This window comes from Streptomyces sp. NPDC053750, from assembly GCF_044544295.1.
Classification (GTDB): domain Bacteria; phylum Actinomycetota; class Actinomycetes; order Streptomycetales; family Streptomycetaceae; genus Streptomyces.
Window position 1 is genome coordinate 212819 of record NZ_JBITXB010000010.1, and the last position, 15787, is coordinate 228605.

15 protein-coding genes are annotated in these 15787 nt (G+C 72.6%); 7 read left to right on the forward strand and 8 right to left on the reverse strand.

Translation table 11 applies throughout. The annotated features are described in order from the left end of the window. Positions 1 to 95: 95 nt before the first annotated feature. The 3 genes from ACIGO6_RS26895 to ACIGO6_RS26905 all read right to left on the reverse strand — a co-directional run bounded on the left by ACIGO6_RS26895 (position 96) and on the right by ACIGO6_RS26905 (position 2634). Positions 96 to 1043 carry a beta-ketoacyl-ACP synthase III gene (locus ACIGO6_RS26895; protein ID WP_399880532.1) on the reverse strand — a complete coding sequence of 316 codons (948 nt, stop codon included), beginning with the start codon at positions 1041 to 1043 and terminating at the stop codon, positions 96 to 98. A gap of 138 nt (positions 1044 to 1181) precedes the next feature. Continuing rightward, on the reverse strand, positions 1182 to 1325 hold the full coding sequence (locus ACIGO6_RS26900) for a hypothetical protein (RefSeq protein ID WP_167355245.1): 144 nt from the start codon (positions 1323 to 1325) through the stop codon (positions 1182 to 1184). Further along, positions 1294 to 2634 carry an OFA family MFS transporter gene (locus ACIGO6_RS26905; protein ID WP_399880535.1) on the reverse strand — a complete coding sequence of 447 codons (1341 nt, stop codon included), beginning with the start codon at positions 2632 to 2634 and terminating at the stop codon, positions 1294 to 1296. Before ACIGO6_RS26905 ends, ACIGO6_RS26900 begins: the two co-directional genes overlap by 32 nt. 186 nt (positions 2635 to 2820) lie before the next feature. Here ACIGO6_RS26905 and ACIGO6_RS26910 point away from each other — a divergent pair, with 186 nt between their 5' ends. The 7 genes from ACIGO6_RS26910 to ACIGO6_RS26940 all read left to right on the forward strand — a co-directional run bounded on the left by ACIGO6_RS26910 (position 2821) and on the right by ACIGO6_RS26940 (position 10055). Continuing rightward, the gene (locus tag ACIGO6_RS26910; protein ID WP_399880537.1) at positions 2821 to 3792 is read left to right on the forward strand and encodes a 2-dehydropantoate 2-reductase; all 972 of its coding nucleotides are present in this window, start codon (positions 2821 to 2823) and stop codon (positions 3790 to 3792) included. After that, on the forward strand, positions 3789 to 5729 hold the full coding sequence (locus ACIGO6_RS26915) for a molybdopterin oxidoreductase family protein (RefSeq protein ID WP_399880540.1): 1941 nt from the start codon (positions 3789 to 3791) through the stop codon (positions 5727 to 5729). Before ACIGO6_RS26910 ends, ACIGO6_RS26915 begins: the two co-directional genes overlap by 4 nt. Before the next feature lie 6 nt (positions 5730 to 5735). Then, a complete protein-coding gene (locus ACIGO6_RS26920) occupies positions 5736 to 7664 on the forward strand; it encodes an NAD(P)H-dependent oxidoreductase subunit E (protein WP_399880542.1) in 1929 nt (642 codons plus the stop codon). Further along, a complete protein-coding gene (locus ACIGO6_RS26925; RefSeq protein WP_399880544.1) occupies positions 7661 to 8521 on the forward strand; it encodes a 2Fe-2S iron-sulfur cluster-binding protein in 861 nt (286 codons plus the stop codon). Before ACIGO6_RS26920 ends, ACIGO6_RS26925 begins: the two co-directional genes overlap by 4 nt. Before the next feature lie 6 nt (positions 8522 to 8527). Beyond that, the gene (gene fdhD / locus ACIGO6_RS26930; RefSeq protein WP_399880546.1) at positions 8528 to 9376 is read left to right on the forward strand and encodes a formate dehydrogenase accessory sulfurtransferase FdhD; all 849 of its coding nucleotides are present in this window, start codon (positions 8528 to 8530) and stop codon (positions 9374 to 9376) included. A 207-nt stretch (positions 9377 to 9583) separates the two neighbouring features. Next, positions 9584 to 9838 carry a DUF6400 family protein gene (locus tag ACIGO6_RS26935; protein WP_399880549.1) on the forward strand — a complete coding sequence of 85 codons (255 nt, stop codon included), beginning with the start codon at positions 9584 to 9586 and terminating at the stop codon, positions 9836 to 9838. Further along, positions 9822 to 10055: a hypothetical protein gene (locus tag ACIGO6_RS26940; RefSeq protein ID WP_399880552.1), complete on the forward strand. Its 234-nt coding sequence runs from the start codon at positions 9822 to 9824 to the stop codon at positions 10053 to 10055. The genes ACIGO6_RS26935 and ACIGO6_RS26940 overlap by 17 nt, the downstream gene beginning before the upstream one ends. 36 nt (positions 10056 to 10091) lie before the next feature. Here ACIGO6_RS26940 and hypE read toward each other — a convergent pair whose 3' ends face one another. Genes hypE through hypB form a run of 5 tightly spaced genes read right to left on the reverse strand, consistent with a single transcriptional unit; the run spans position 10092 to position 15787 of the window. After that, positions 10092 to 11159: a hydrogenase expression/formation protein HypE gene (gene hypE, locus ACIGO6_RS26945; RefSeq protein ID WP_399880555.1), complete on the reverse strand. Its 1068-nt coding sequence runs from the start codon at positions 11157 to 11159 to the stop codon at positions 10092 to 10094. After that, positions 11152 to 12306 (reverse strand): hydrogenase formation protein HypD, encoded by a 1155-nt coding sequence (hypD, locus tag ACIGO6_RS26950; protein ID WP_399880557.1) that lies wholly within the window; start codon positions 12304 to 12306, stop codon positions 11152 to 11154. The genes hypE and hypD overlap by 8 nt, the downstream gene beginning before the upstream one ends. Then, positions 12303 to 12635, reverse strand: coding sequence for a HypC/HybG/HupF family hydrogenase formation chaperone (locus tag ACIGO6_RS26955; protein WP_399880560.1), 333 nt, complete (start codon positions 12633 to 12635; stop codon positions 12303 to 12305). The genes hypD and ACIGO6_RS26955 overlap by 4 nt, the downstream gene beginning before the upstream one ends. A gap of 39 nt (positions 12636 to 12674) precedes the next feature. After that, entirely contained in the window at positions 12675 to 15095 is a 2421-nt protein-coding gene (gene hypF / locus ACIGO6_RS26960; protein ID WP_399880563.1) for a carbamoyltransferase HypF, read from the reverse strand. Next, the gene (gene hypB, locus ACIGO6_RS26965) at positions 15092 to 15787 is read right to left on the reverse strand and encodes a hydrogenase nickel incorporation protein HypB (RefSeq protein WP_399880566.1); all 696 of its coding nucleotides are present in this window, start codon (positions 15785 to 15787) and stop codon (positions 15092 to 15094) included. Before hypB ends, hypF begins: the two co-directional genes overlap by 4 nt.

The window sequence follows — 15787 nt, forward strand, 5'->3', positions numbered from 1 at the left end:
AGCAGCACACCACGTACGCCGAGTATTGATTGTCTTTCGTCTACAGTCTACGGCGCACAGCGTCCGGGGGCCGTCCGGAGCACCCCCGGGGCCCCTCACGGGCAGCGGACGACCTGCCCGGCATAGGAGAGGTTGCCGCCGAAGCCGAAGAGCAGCACCGGGTCCCCGCTGGTGATCTCGCCCCGCTCCACCAGCTTGGCGAGGGCGAGCGGGATGCTCGCCGCCGACGTGTTGCCGGACTCGACGACATCGCGGGCGACGACGGCGTTGACGGCGCCGATCTTCGCGGCGAGGGGCTCGATGATGCGCAGGTTCGCCTGGTGCAGCACGACCGCGGCGAGGTCGGCCGGTTCCAGTCCGGACCGCTCGCAGGCCTGGCGCGCGATGGCGGGCAGCCGCGTGGTGGCCCAGCGGTAGACGCTCTGCCCCTCCTGCGCGAACCGCGGAGGCGTGCCCTCGATACGGACGGCGTTGCCCATCTCGGGCACCGACCCCCACAGCACGGGGCCGATCCCCGCCTCCTCGCCCGGGGCGCAGGCCTCCACGACGGCGGCCCCCGCCCCGTCGCCGACGAGCACGCAGGTGGTGCGGTCGGTCCAGTCGGTGACCTCGGACATCTTGTCCGCGCCGATGACGAGGGCCCGGCTCGACGATCCGGCCCGGACGGCGTGGTCGGCGGTGGCTAGGGCGTGGGTGAAGCCGGCGCACACGACGTTGACGTCCAGCGCGGCGGGCCCGGGGATGCCGAGGCGGGCCGCGACGCGTGCGGCGGTGTTCGGGGAGCGGTCGATCGCGGTGGAGGTGGCGACCAGCACCAGGTCCACGTCGGCCGGGGTGAGCCCGGCCGAGGCGAGGGCCTTGGCGGCGGCGTGGGCGGCCAGCTCGTCGACCGGCTCGTCGGGCCCGGCGATACGGCGGGACCGGATGCCCACCCGGCTCCTGATCCACTCGTCGCTGGTGTCGACCATGCCCGCCAGGTCCTCGTTGGTGAGGACCCGGGCGGGCTGGTAGTGGCCGACGGCGGTGATGCGGGAGCCGAGCATGGGTGGAATCCTCGCTGCCTCGGGGACGGGATCCACCAGTGTGATCAGTGACCGACGGGTACGACGGCACGTGAAGCGACAGGAAACGGTCGCCCGCCTTGTCGGCTTCGGTCAGCACCCGGAAGGCACTTTGCGGCGTCAGCCGGTGAAGAGCTGGGTCGCCTTCCGGACGAGTTCGTACAGCCCGTAGGCGAGCGGCGCGCCCACCCAGAGCCAGGTGAAGGCGATCAGGGGCCGCCGGTCGGGCAGGTCAGGCGGACTCTGGCTGCTGTCGTCGGACATCGCCGGCCTCCTTCGGCTCGGGGGTGGCGGACACGTGGTGGCGGGGGTGGACCGGCCGCACCAGTTCGTTGGCGACGAAGCCGACGACCAGCAGCCCGATCATGATGACGAACGACAGCCCGTAGAGCGACGAGCCGTGCCGTCCGGCCTCCTCCTGCCGGTCGGCGATCCAGTTCACGATCAGCGGGCCGAGGACGCCGGCCGTGGACCAGGCGGTGAGCAGCCGTCCGTGGATCGCTCCCACCTGGTAGGTGCCGAAGAGGTCCTTGAGGTAGGCGGGGGCCGTGGCGAAGCCGCCGCCGTAGAAGGAGAGGACGACGAGGGCGCACAGGACGAACAGCGGCTTGGAGGAGTCGCCGAACAGGGCGATCAGCGCGTACATCAGGGCGCCGACGCCGAGGTAGACGCGGTAGATGTTCTTGCGTCCGATCAGGTCGGAGGTCGAGGACCAGCCGATCCGCCCCGCCATGTTGGCCGCCGAGAGCAGGGCCACGAACCCGGCGGCGGCGGTCACCGACACCGGCGTGGACGTGTCGGCGAAGAAGTCGGTGATCATCGGCGCGGCCTTCTCGAGGATGCCGATGCCGGCGGTGACGTTCGTGCAGAGCACGATCCACAGCAGCCAGAACTGCGGGGTGCGCATCGCACCGCGCGCCGACACCTGGACGCCCTCGAGTGCGGCGGGCCCGCCGTCCGCCCGCTGTTTCGGGCGCGGCACCCGTACCAGCAGTACGCCCAGCAGCATGAAGACGGCGTACGTCAGTCCGTGCACGAGGAAGGCCAGGGCGATCCCCGCGTTGTCGGTGCCGAAGGAGTCCAGCATCTGCGCCGACCAGGGCGAGGCGATGAGCGCGCCGCCGCCGAAGCCCATGATGGCGATCCCGGTGGCCATGCCGGGGCGGTCCGGGAACCACTTGATCAGCGTGGAGACGGGCGAGATGTAACCGATGCCCAGGCCGATCCCGCCGACGAAGCCGTAGCCGAGGACGATCAGCCAGTACTGCTCGACCGCCGCGCCCAGCGCGGAGAGCAGGAAGCCGGACGAGAAGCAGACCAGGGCGACGGTCATCGCCCAGCGGGGCCCGTGGCGCTCCACAAGCGTGCCGCCGAACGCGGCCGACAGCCCGAGCATGACGATGCCGAGTTGGAAGGGCAGCGCGCTCTGCGTGCCGCTGAGGCCGAGCGCGGACTCGAGAGGCGGCTTGAACACGGACCAGGCGTACGCCTGGCCGATGGACAGGTGGACCGAGAGCGCGGCGGGCGGAACGAGCCAGCGGCTCCAGCCCGGCGGTGCGACGGGGGGACTCATGGGTCCCCAACCGTAGGCAGAGGTGAGGTGGTTGAGAAGACGGTTGAGCAGACAACCACTGTCCTTGCACAAAGCCTTGCTGGGCCAACCTCCATACTGTAGACAATATTTCGTCGACAGAGCAGCGGAATCGGAGTTCGGTCGGCAGTTCCGCGGTATCCCTCGACCGAACGGAGCTCCCTCGCCATGAAAGTCGCAGTCCTCGGCGCCGGGGCGATCGGCGCCTACGTCGGCGCCGCGCTCCACCGTGCGGGCGCCGACGTTCATCTCATCGCCCGTGGACCGCACTTGGCGGCCATGCGGCGGCACGGAGTACGGGTGCGCAGCCCGCGCGGAGACTTCACCGCGCACCCCCACGCCACCGACGACCCGGCCGAAGTCGGCCCGGCCGATTACGTGTTCCTGGGCCTGAAGGCCCACTCGTACGCGGCGTGCGGGCCGCTGATCGAGCCCCTGCTGCACGACACCACGGCGGTCGTGGCCGCCCAGAACGGCATCCCCTGGTGGTACTTCCACCGGCACGGCGGCCCCTACGACGGGCGCCGTCTGGAGAGCGTGGATCCGGCCGGCGCGGTCAGTGCGGTGCTCGCGCCCGAACGGGCCGTCGGCTGCGTCGTCTACGCGGCCACCGAACTCGAAGCGCCGGGCGTGGTCCGGCACGTGGAAGGCACCCGGTTCTCGATCGGTGAGCCCGACCGGAGCGTCTCCGCCCGGTGCCTGGCGCTCGGCGAGGCGATGCGCGCCGGTGGCCTGAAGTGCCCGGTCGAACCGGAGCTGCGGGGCGACATCTGGCTGAAGCTGCTGGGCAACATCTCGTTCAACCCGATCAGCGCCCTGGCCCGCGCCACCATGCGCCAGATGTGCCGGCACGGCGGCACCCGCCAGGTCATCGAGACCATGATGACCGAGACGCTCGCGGTCGCCGGGGCCCTCGGCTGCGAGGTCGGCGTCTCCATCGAACGCCGCCTGGCCGGCGCCGAGAAGGTCGGCGACCACCGCACCTCCACGCTCCAGGACCTGGAGCGCGGCAAGCCGCTCGAACTCGACGTGCTCCTGGCGGCCGTCGTCGAACTGGCAGAGATCACCGGCGTGGAGGTGCCCACCCTGCGCACCGTGCACGCCCTCTCGGACCTGCTCGCGCTGAGGAGCGCCGCATGAGCGAACGCGACCGAAACCGACCCGACCGCACCGGGCGCGACCGGGGCCCGAAGACCTACACCCGCCTCACCCACCCCCTCGTCCGGGACGCGCGGGACGCGCCCCTGCGCCGGGCCACCTGGGACGAGGCCCTGGACCGGACCGCGCGGGGCCTGGCGGCGGCGCGCGGCGCCTTCGGGATGTTCTCCTGCGCGCGGGCGACCAACGAGATGAACTACGTGGCGCAGAAGTTCGCCCGGGTCGTGATGGGCACCCACAACGTCGACTCCTGCAACCGCACCTGCCACGCGCCGAGCGTCGCGGGCCTGTCGGCCGCCTTCGGCTCCGGCGGCGGGACGTCGTCGTACGAGGAGATCGAGCACACCGACGTGATCGTGATGTGGGGCTCCAACGCCCGCTTCGCCCACCCGATCTTCTTCCAGCACGTGCTGAAGGGCATCCACCACGGCGCCCGGATGTACGCGGTCGACCCGCGCCGCACCTCCACCGCCGAGTGGGCGGAGAGCTGGCTCGGTCCGAACGTCGGCACCGACATCCCGCTGGCGCACGCGGTCGGCCGCGAGATCATCCACGCGGGGCTGGCCAACGAGGCGTTCATCGAGCGGGCGACCACCGGCTACGAGGAGTACAAGGCGCTCGTCGAGCCGTGGACGCTCTCCCTCGCCGAGAAGGTGACGGGCGTACCGGCCGCCGCCGTCCGCGACCTGGCGCACGCCTACGCCCGCGCCGAGCGCGCCCAGCTGTGCTGGACCCTCGGCATCACCGAGCACCACAACGGCACCGACAACGTCCGCGCCCTGATCAACCTCTCCCTCCTCACCGGCCACGTCGGCCGCTACGGCTCCGGGCTCCAGCCCCTGCGCGGCCAGAACAACGTGCAGGGCGGCGGCGACATGGGCGCGATCCCCAATCGGCTGCCCGGCTTCCAGGACGTCCTCGACCCGGACGTCCGGCTGAAGTTCGAGTCGGCCTGGGACACCGTGCTGCAGCCGCACCACGGGCTGACCCTGACGGACATGTTCGAGGCCATGGAGGACGGCATCCTGCGCGCGGTCTACTGCATCGGCGAGAACCCGGCCCAGTCGGAGGCGGACGCCGAGCAGGCGGTACGCCGGCTGCGCGCGCTGGACTTCCTCGTCGTCCAGGACATCTTCCTCACGAAGACCGCCGAACTGGCCGACGTGGTCCTGCCGGCGACGGCCGGCTGGGCGGAGACCGAGGGCACCACCACCAACAGCGAGCGGCGTGTCCAGCGCGTCCGCAGGGCCGTCACCCCGCCCGGCGAGGCCCGCGAGGACATCGACATCCTCTGCGACCTGGCGACCCGCCTCGGCCACGACTGGAAGTACCCGGACGCGGAGGCGGTCTGGAACGAGCTGCGTTCCCTGTCGCCGGACCACCACGGGATGACGTACGCGCGCCTGGAGGAGCACCAGGGCATCCAGTGGCCCTGCCCGAGCACCGAGGAACTCGAACCGACCTACCTGCACGGCCGGTTGTGGGAGACCGACCCGTCCCGACGGGGCCCGCGCGCGCCCTTCGGGATCGTCCGGCACGACCCGCCGGTGGACCTCACCGACGAGGAGTACCCGATCCGGCTGACCACGGGCCGACGGCTCGACTCCTACAACACCGGCGTGCAGAGCGGCGGTTACTCGTCCCCGCTGAGGCGCGGCGAGTCGGTCGAGCTGTGCCCGGAGGACGCCGAGCGGTACGGGGTGGTGGTCGGCGAGGAGGTACGGGTGACCTCGCGACGCGGGTCGGTGGTCGCGCCGGTGTGGGTCGACACCGCGCTGCGCCCGGGGCTCGCCTTCATGAGCTTCCACTTTCCCGACGAGGTGGACACCAACCAGCTGACCATCGAGGCCAACTGCCCGATCGCGGGGACGGCGGAGTTCAAGGCCTCGGCGATCCGGATCGAGAAGGTGGGAAGGTGAGCACCGGTGGACCTGCGCTTCGGTGACAGCAAGCCGACCGACGAGGAACGCGCGGCCGTGGACGCCCTGCTCGGTCCGCCCGAGTCGTCCTGGGAGGGCGCCGACCGCTCCGACGCCGACCTGCGCTGGGCGCGCGGCGGACGCGAGGCCCGGGACCGCCGCGACCTGCTGCTGCCGGGACTGCACGCGATCAACGACCGGGTCGGCTGGATCAGCGAGGGCGCCCTGGACTACCTGTGCAGGCGCCTGACGGTCCCACCGGCCGAGGCGTACGGGGTCGCCACCTTCTACGCCATGTTCTCGCTCCGCCCGCGCCCCGCGACGGTGCTGCACGTCTGCACCGACCTGGCGTGCACGGCGGCGGGGGCGGGTGAGCTGTGCGCGGCGGTGGAGGCACGCCTGGGCCCGGAGAGCGGGGTACGGATCGAGCGCAGTCCGTGCCTCGGGCTGTGCGAGCGTGCCCCGGCAGCACTGGTGATCCGCGCGGGCATTCCAGCCCGTCCGGCGTGTGAGGACGAGGCCGTTCAGGCCGAAGGGGGGTCCGGGGGCGCAGCCCCCGGGGTCGGGATCGGGAAGGGGCGGCGGGGGCGAAACACCCTCCACGCCACCGCCGTATGCGCGCCCGCGACCCCGGCCACCGCCGCCCACGCGGCCACCGCCCCCGAATCCGCCCCCACCGAACCCGCCCCCGCCCTCGCGGTCCCCCAGGCCGGCACCCCCACCCTCACCCTCCTCCAACGCATCGGCACCACCGACCCCACCTCCCTCGACGACTACCGCGCCCACGGCGGCTACACCGCCCTGCGCCGCGCCTTCGCGCTCGGCCCCGCCGCCGTCATCCGCGAGGTCACCGACGCCGGCCTCGTCGGCCGAGGCGGCGCCGCCTTCCCCACCGGCCGCAAGTGGCAGGCCACGGCCGCCCAGCCCGACCACCCGCACTACCTCGTCTGCAACGCCGACGAATCCGAACCGGGCACCTTCAAGGACCGCGTCCTCATGGAGGGCGACCCGTACGCGCTCGTCGAGGCGATGACCATCGCGGCGTACGCCACCGGCGCGCACCACGGCTACCTCTACCTCCGCGGCGAGTACCCCCGCGCGCTGGCCCGCCTCACCCACGCGATCGCCCAGGCCCGCACCCGCGGCCTGCTCGGCGACGACATCCTCGGGCAGGGCTACGCCTTCGACATCGAGATCCGGCGCGGCGCCGGCGCGTACATCTGCGGCGAGGAGACGGCCCTGTTCAACTCCATCGAGGGCTACCGCGGCGAGCCCCGCTCCAAGCCGCCGTTCCCCGTCGAGAAGGGCCTGTTCGGCAAACCCACGGTCGAGAACAACGTCGAGACGCTGGTCAACGTCCTCCCCGTCCTGACGATGGGCGCCGAGGCGTACGCCGCGATCGGCACCCCGACGTCCACCGGCCCGAAGCTGTACTGCGTGTCGGGCAGCGTGGCCCGCCCCGGCGTCTACGAACTCCCCTTCGGTGCGACGCTCGGCGAGCTGCTCACGCTCGCCGGGGTCCGCGACAACCTCCGCGCGGTCCTGCTCGGCGGCGCCGCCGGCGGCTTCGTACGCCCCGACGAACTGGACATCCCGCTCACCTTCGAAGGCACCCGCGAGGCCGGCACGACCCTCGGCTCCGGAGTCGTCATGGCCTTCGACGACACCGTCCCGCTCCCCCGCCTGCTGCTGCGCATCGCCGAGTTCTTCCGGGACGAGTCGTGCGGGCAGTGCGTGCCGTGCCGGGTCGGGACCGTGCGCCAGGAGGAGGCGCTGCACCGGATCGTGGAGCGCACGGGTGCGGCCGCCGCCGACGACATCGCGCTGCTCAGGGAGGTCGGCCGGGCGATGCGGGACGCCTCGATCTGCGGTCTGGGGCAGACCGCGTGGAACGCCGTGGAATCCGCCATCGACCGTCTGGGGGCGTACGAATGACCGCGATACCGCTCGGAGTGCCGCGTCGCCTGGTGGAGTTCACCCTCGACGGGCAGGAGGCCCGGGTCCCCGAGGGGTCCACGATCCTCGACGCCTGCCGGGCCGCGGGGAAGGACGTCCCGACCCTGTGCGAGGGCGACACGCTCACCCCGAAGAACGCCTGCCGGGTCTGCGTGGTGGACGTCGAGGGCGCCAGGACCCTCGCGCCCGCCTGCTCGCGCAAGGCGGAGCCGGGCATGGTGGTGCGCACGGACACCGAGCGCGCCCGGCACAGCCGCAAGGTCGTCCTCGAGCTCCTCGCCTCCTCGGTGGACCTGTCCACCACCCCGGCCGTCGCCGGCTGGATGAAGCAGTACGAGGCGAAACCCGAGCGCTTCGGCCCGGACGCGGCCCGGGTCGACGAGGAGCCCCGGGTCGACAACGACCTGTACGTCCGGGACTACGGCAAGTGCATCCTCTGCTACAAGTGCGTGGACGCCTGCGGCGACCAGTGGCAGAACACCTTCGCGATCTCCGTCTCCGGGCGCGGTTTCGACGCCCGGATCTCCGTCGAGCACGACGCCCCGCTGACCGACTCGGCCTGCGTCTACTGCGGCAACTGCATCGAGGTCTGCCCCACCGGGGCGCTGTCCTTCAAGTCGGAGTTCGACATGCGCGCGGCCGGCACCTGGGACGAGGAGCGGCAGACGGAGACGACCACCGTGTGCGCGTACTGCGGTGTGGGCTGCAACCTGACCCTCCACGTGCAGGACAATGAGATCGTGAAGGTCACCTCCCCGCACGACAACCCGGTGACCCACGGCAACCTCTGCATCAAGGGCCGCTTCGGCTACCAGCACGTACAGAACCGGGACTGAACACACATGGGACGAGTCACGGAACGACGCAAGGTCATCCGCATCAGGGACGGGGCGGTCTCCACCCGCCCGGACACGCTCGTCGCCGAGGAACCGCTGGAGATCCGGCTGAACGGCAAGCCCCTCGCCATCACGATGCGCACGCCGGGCGACGACTTCGCGCTGGCGGCCGGTTTCCTGGTGAGCGAGGGGGTCCTCGCCGACCAGGGCGACCTGCAGAACATCGTCTACTGCGCGGGCGCGACCGCCGACGGCTCGAACACGTACAACGTGGTGGACGTGCGGACCGCCGCACACGTGCCGGTCCCGGACATCACCCTGGAGCGGAACGTCTACACGACCTCGTCCTGCGGCCTGTGCGGCAAGGCCAGCCTGGACGCGGTCCGTACGACGGCCCGCTGGCCGATCGCCGACACTCCCCCGGTCCGCGTCACCCCGGAGCTGCTCGCGGGCCTGCCCGACCGGCTGCGCGCCGCCCAGCGGGTCTTCGACCGGACCGGTGGCCTGCACGCGGCGGCCCTGTTCACCGAGGACGGCGAGCCGGCGGACGTACGGGAGGACGTGGGGCGGCACAACGCGGTCGACAAGCTGGTCGGCCGCGCCCTGCAGAACGGCGACCTGCCGCTGTCCCGGTCGGTGCTGCTGGTGTCCGGCCGGGCCTCCTTCGAGCTGGCGCAGAAGGCGGTGATGGCCGGCATCCCGGTGTTGGCCGCGGTGTCGGCGCCGTCCTCGCTGGCGGTGGACCTGGCCGCCGAGACGGGGCTGACGCTGGTGGGCTTCCTGCGCGGCGGCTCCATGAACGTGTACGCGGGCGAGGACCGCGTCGCCCTGCGAGCCGCGGCCGCCCAGGGCTGACCCGGTCCACCGCGGCACGGCGGCGGGGCCCCGACCGGCGGGGAGCGCCCCCTGCGCCGCAGGGGCCCCGCCTCGATACCGCTTCGGGCCGCGCGGGCCGGGGCACCGTCCCCGGTGATGGCATCGGTCACACCGGCTTTCCCCGCGGCCCGAAGCTGTGGTACGAGTGGCCGAACCGATACGTTTCCCCCGCGAAAGACCCGCTCCATGCATGCCGGCCCCACACCGCAAGACCTTCCCGACTTCGCACTGGACCTCTCCCTGGACGAGGCCCGACGGCGTGCGGAGGTGGTGGCGGCGCTCGGTCCCGACTGGGACCCCGTCGCCGCGCTGCGCTCGGAGCAGGAGGCGCACGCCCTGCTCTACTCCGGGCTGGACGCGGAGCAGGAGCGGACGTACGCCGTGCTCGTGGCGGCCGGGGTGCTGCCGGAGCGGAACGCGAGCGATGCGTCTTCCCGTTGACCCGCACGCGGACCGGGCCCGCCGGGCCTGGGTCCCCTGCCCCGGCTGCGACGACGCGCGCGACTGCGCGACGTGCGCCGGGCGAAGGAACTGCCCGGCGCACTGGCGCTACCTCATAGGGAACGAGGGCCCACGCGTCCACCTCCAGTGCCCGAGCTGCACCCACACCTGGACCCTGGACACCCGCCCCGGCAGGCGCGGCCCGGCCACCGGCTGACCGGCGGGGCAGCGCGGTCGCGTGCCGCCGGCCCGGTCAGCAGATCCGCGGCAGTTGCTCCCCGAGCGGCATGTCCACCACCCGCGTGCCGCCGAGTCCGGTCCGCGCGACGACCATTCCCGGGTGGTCCGCGACCACCTCACCGACGACGGCCGCCTCGGCCCCCAGTGGGTGGGCCCGCATCGCTGCGAGAACAGCGTCGGCGTGCTCCCGGGGGGCGAAGGCGACGAGCTTTCCCTCGTTGGCCACGTACATCGGGTCCAGGCCCAGCATGGCGCACGCCCCTGCCACGGGCTCCGGCACCGGGACCGCGCTCTCCTGTACGGCGATCCCGCATCCCGAGGCCGTGGCGATCTCGTTGAGCGAGGCGGCCAGTCCGCCACGGGTCGGATCCCGCAGCGCGTGCAGGTCCGGACAGACGGCCAGCATCGCGTCGACGAGCCCGCCGAGCGCCGCGCAGTCGCTTTCGACGTCCGTCTCGAACCGCAGGTTCTCCCGCTCGCTCATGATGGCCACGCCGTGGACGCCGATGGCACCGCTGACCAGGACCACGTCGCCGGGCACCACGCGCCGCGGGTGCAGTTCGACACCCTCGGGTACGAGGCCGATCCCCGAGGTGTTGACGTAGACGCCGTCGCCGTGCCCCGCCTCCACGACCTTGGTGTCGCCTGTGACCACCCGTACACCGGCGGCGCGGGCGGCCGCCCCGATCGCCTCGGCCACCCTGGCGACGGTGTCGATCCCGACGCCCTCCTCCAGGATCAGTCCGCAGGAGAGGTAGGCCGCGCGGGCACCGCTCATGGCGAGGTCGTTGACCGTGCCGTTGACGGCGAGGTCGCCGATGCTGCCGCCGGGGAAGAACAGCGGCCGGACCACGAACGAGTCGGTGGAGAAGGCCAGGCGCGCCCCGCCGAGCTCGACCACCGCCGAGTCGGTCAGCGGCGCCGGTTCGGGACCGCCGAGCGCCGGGACGACGACCCCTTCGATCAGCTCGGCGGACAGGGCGCCGCCACCTCCGTGCCCCATCACCACAAGCGGTCCGTCGCGCAGGGGCGCCGGGCAGGTCCAGGAGAGCACGTCCGGTGCTGCTGTGGTGTCAGACAACGGCGCTGCCCTCCATGCTCGCGGCGGGCACGGCCGGCACGGCCTCCGGACGGGCCGGCAGTTCCAGCCGCCGGTACAGGTAGTACGCGGCGCACGCGCCCTCGCTGGAGACCATGGTGGCTCCGAGCGGTGTGCGCGGGGTGCACGTCGTCCCGAAGGCCTCGCACTCGTGGGGCTTGAGCAGCCCCTGGAGGACCTCTCCACTGCGGCACTCGGCGGGCTCACGGGTGGCGATGTCTCCCACCTGGAAGCGGTGTTCGGCGTCGTGGTCCCGGTAGCGGTCGGACAGCCGCCAGCCGCTGGCCGGGATGACCCCGATGCCGCGCCACGCACGGTCGGTGACCTCGAAGACGTCGTTCAGCATCGCCCGCGCGGCCGGGTTGCCCTCGGGCCGGACCGCACGCGGGTAGGCGTTGTCGACCGTGTGCTCGCCCCGTTCCAGCTGACGCACGGTCCGTCGCACACCCTCCAGGATGTCGAGCGGCTCGAAGCCGGTCACCACGATGGGTACCCCGAACCGTTCGGCGAGCGCCGGGTACTCCTCGGTGCCCATGACGCTGCACACGTGTCCGGCGGCGAGGAAGCCCTGTACACGGCAGTCCGGTGACCGCATGACCGCCTCGATCGCGGGCGGGACCCGCACATGGGAAACCAGCAGACTGAAGTTTCGGATGCCACGCCTGCGCGCCTGGTGGACCGTCATGGCGTTGGGCGGGGCCGTCGTCTCGAAGCCGATCCCGAAGAAGACGACCTCCCGGTCCGGATTCTCCTGCGCGATCCGCAGCGCGTCGAGCGGGGAGTAGACGACACGGACGTCACCTCCCGCACTCCGGACCTGGAACAGGTCACGGCCCGTGCCCGGAACGCGGAGCATGTCGCCGAAGGAGCAGAAGATCACCCCGGGACGCGAGGCGATCTCCAGTGCCTTGTCGATGACCTCCAGCGGCGTCACGCACACCGGACAACCCGGCCCATGGATCAACTCGACCTCTTCGGGCAGCAGTTGGTCGATCCCGTGCCGGATGATGGTGTGCGTCTGGCCGCCGCACACCTCCATGAGGGCCCACGGCCTGGTCACCGTGGCCCTGATGTCGTCGAGGAGCCGGGCCGCCAGCTCCGGGTCCTGGAATTCGTCGATGTACTTCACCGCCGTACCTCCTCGGCGGGTTCGTCGCCGCCGTCCGCCCGCGCGGCCTGCTCGGCCTGCTCGGCCTGCTCGGCCTGCTCCCACGGGTCACCGAACTCCTCCTGGAGCATGCCGAGGTTCTCGAACAACTCCAGTGTCTTGCGGGCCGACTCCTCGTCGAGCCGCTGCAGGGCAAAACCGACGTGGACGATGGTGTACTCGCCGACCCGCAGGTCCGGCAGGTACTCCAGGCAGACTTCCTTGACCACACCGCCGAAGTCGACGGTGGCCATCCGGATGCCGTCCCTGTCCTCGACGCCCAGCACTCTGCCAGGTACCGCCAGGCACATGTTGTGTCTCCTCACTGATCGAGCGGCCGGCCCGCGCCGTCATCCGCTCATGACGGCCGCGCGAGCGGCCACGACGAGCTGCCCCAGGGCCAGTCCGCCGTCGTTGGGCGGAATCTCCCGATGGCGCAGCACGGTGAAGCCGTCCGCGCGCAGGCCGCGGGCGCTGGCGGAGGAAAGCACCGTGTTGGCGAAGACACCGCCGGTCAGGGCCACCGTCCGCAGGCCGGTCTCCTCACGGGCCGCGGCGCACACCGTTCGCACCAGCCGGGCGACGGCGTGGTGGAACCGGGCTGCGACGACGGCCACGGTGACCCCCCGCCGTACGTCCTCCATGACGGCGCCCAGCAGGGGCGCGGGGTCGGCGAGCAGCGGCGTGCCGTCCGAACGCCGCCGGCCGGCCGCCAAGCGGAAGGTGTAGCGGGGGTCGGCGTCCACGTCGTCACCGGCGGCCACCGCCGCGCCCTCCAGCTCGATCGCGGCCTGCGCCTCGTAGCCGGCGTGGTGGCAGACGCCCGCCAACGACGAGACGGCGTCGAAGAGCCGGCCCATGCTGGAGGTCGGTACGCAGTTCAGTCCGCTCGCCAACTGCCGTTCGAGAAGGCTCAGCTCCACGGGTGGGCAGGCGGCGGTGCACGGCAGGTCGGGCCCGGGAGCGAGGCCCGCCGCGTGCAGGTGCGCCAGTGCCATGCGGTACGGCCGCCGCACCGCCGCGTCGCCCCCGGGCAGCGGCACGGGGGCCAGGTGCGCGAAACGGCGGAAGCCGTCGTACCCCGCGATCAGGAACTCGCCGCCCCACACGGTGCCGTCGTCCCCGTGACCGGTGCCGTCGAAGGCGACGCCGATCACCCGGCCGCCGTCCGGCACACCGTGCTCGGCCAGCACCGAGGCGATGTGCGCGTGGTGGTGCTGGACCCGGCGCACCGGGCGGCCTCCCGCGTGCCGCCGCGCCCAGGACGCCGACCGGTACGCCGGATGCGTGTCGGTCACCAGCACCTCGGGGTGGACACCGGTGACCGACTCCAGCTGTCGTGCGGCACGGGCGAGCGCCCGTTGCGTGGACAGGTCGTCCATGTCCCCGATGTGGGCGGACAGCCAGGCCCGGTCTCCCTGCCCCAGGCAGAAGACGTTCTTCAGGTCACCGCCGACCGCGAGCGCCGGGGCCACCGGGACGGGCAGCGTCACCGGCAGCGGGGCGTAGCCCCGGGACCGGCGCAGGACCAGCGGCTCGCCGTCGCAGACGCGGACGACGGAGTCGTCGCACGGCACATGGATCGCGCGGTCGTGGGTGAGCCAGGCGTCGGCCAGTCCGGCCAGCCGCTCCAGGGCCTCGTCGTCGTCGGTGACGATGGGTTCTCCGGAGAGGTTGCCGCTCGTCATCACCAGCAGCCGCGGCGCCGCCCCCCGGGTGTCCGGGCCGACCGTACCGAGCAGCAGGTGGTGCACGGGCGTGTACGGCAGCATGACGCCGAGGTCGGGGCTGCCCGGGGCGACGCCGTCGGCGGGCAGCACAGCGCCGGGCACCGGACGGACACCCGTACGCCGCCGCATCAGGACGACGGGCCGTACCCGCCCGGTGAGCAACTCCCGTTCCACCGGGCCGAGGTGTACGAGGTGTTCGATGTCCGGGACGTCCCGGGCCATCACCGCGAACGGCTTGGCCCCCCGGGCCTTGCGGCGGCGCAGCTCGGCGACCGCCTCCGGGCGGGTGGCGTCGCAGGCGAGGTGGTAGCCGCCGATGCCCTTCACCGCCACAACGGCGCCCGCGGCGAGCAGAAAACGTGCTCCGGCGACGGGGTCGCCGTGTGCCGCGCCGTTCGTGGCGACGACGTCCTTCCCGTCCGCCGTGACGAGCCGCAGCCGAGGTCCGCACGCCGGGCAGGCGACGGGCTGCGCGTGGAAGCGGCGGTCGGCGGGATCCCGGTACTCGCGGGCGCAGTCGGCGCACAGGGGGAAACCCGCCATCGTCGTGTGCGCGCGGTCGTAGGGCAGGCCGGTGACGATGGTGAAGCGCGGTCCGCAGTGCGTACAGGTGATGAAGGGGTGGTGGTGGCGCCGGTCGGTGGGGTCCGCGAGTTCGGTCAGGCAGTCGCGGCAGGTCGCGGTGTCGGGGGCCACGAGTGTGCGGACCCGGTCGCCGTCGCGGGACGGGAGGATGCTGAAGCCGCTTTCCTCGGTTGCGGGTACCTCGGTCTCCTCCACCGACTCGACCACCGCGAGAGGCGGCGCGTCGGGCGCGAGACTCGCGCAGAACCGGTCGACGGCTACCGCCGGCCCCTCGACCTCCACCACGACGCCGTCGCCGGTGTTGGTCACGTGCCCGGCGAGCCGCAGGTCCGTGGCGAGCCCGTACACGAACGGGCGGAAGCCCACGCCCTGCACCACGCCGCGCACGACGACACGGGCGCGCCGTGCCGGCTGGTCGTCCCGCGGTGGTGCGCCGGTGTCCGGGGTGGTGCTCACACCCGGGCCCGCGCCATCACCGGAGCGTGCACCGCGTCTCCCCCGGCGGCCGCGAGCGCCCGGTCGACCAGCTCGCCGGCGCCCTCGCCGGTGCGCACGGAGCTGAGCACGACGTCGACGCCCGGGTTGACCTGCTGCACGTGGGCACGGAAGGCGGTCTCGTCGAACTCGGCCGGGTCCGCCAGGTCGGACTTGGTGACGATCACGAGCTGGGCGAGGCCGAACGCGGTGGGGTACTTGATCGGCTTGTCCTCGCCCTCGGTGACCGAGGCGAGGACGACCCGCAGCGACTCGCCCAGGTCGTAGGAGGCGGGACAGACGAGGTTGCCCACGTTCTCCACGAAGAGCAGACGGGTGTCCTCGGGCAGCCAGCCGTGCAGGTGCCCGGCGAGCATGTCCGCCTCCAGGTGGCACAGCCCGTCGGTGAGCACCTGCTTGACCGGTACGCCCGAACGGGCCAGGCGGTCGGCGTCGTTCTCGGTGGCGAGGTCGGCGGTGAGGGCCGCGACCGCGACGCCGCGCTCCCGGGCCAGCCGCAGCTCACGCTCCAACAGGGCCGTCTTCCCGCTGCCGGGGCTGGACAGGAGGTTGATCACCGTTGTGCCCCGGGCCGTGAGTTCGGCGCGCAGGACGCCCGCCGCCCTCGTGTTCTTGGCGAGCACGGCCTGCTGGAGGTCGACTGTGCGGCACAT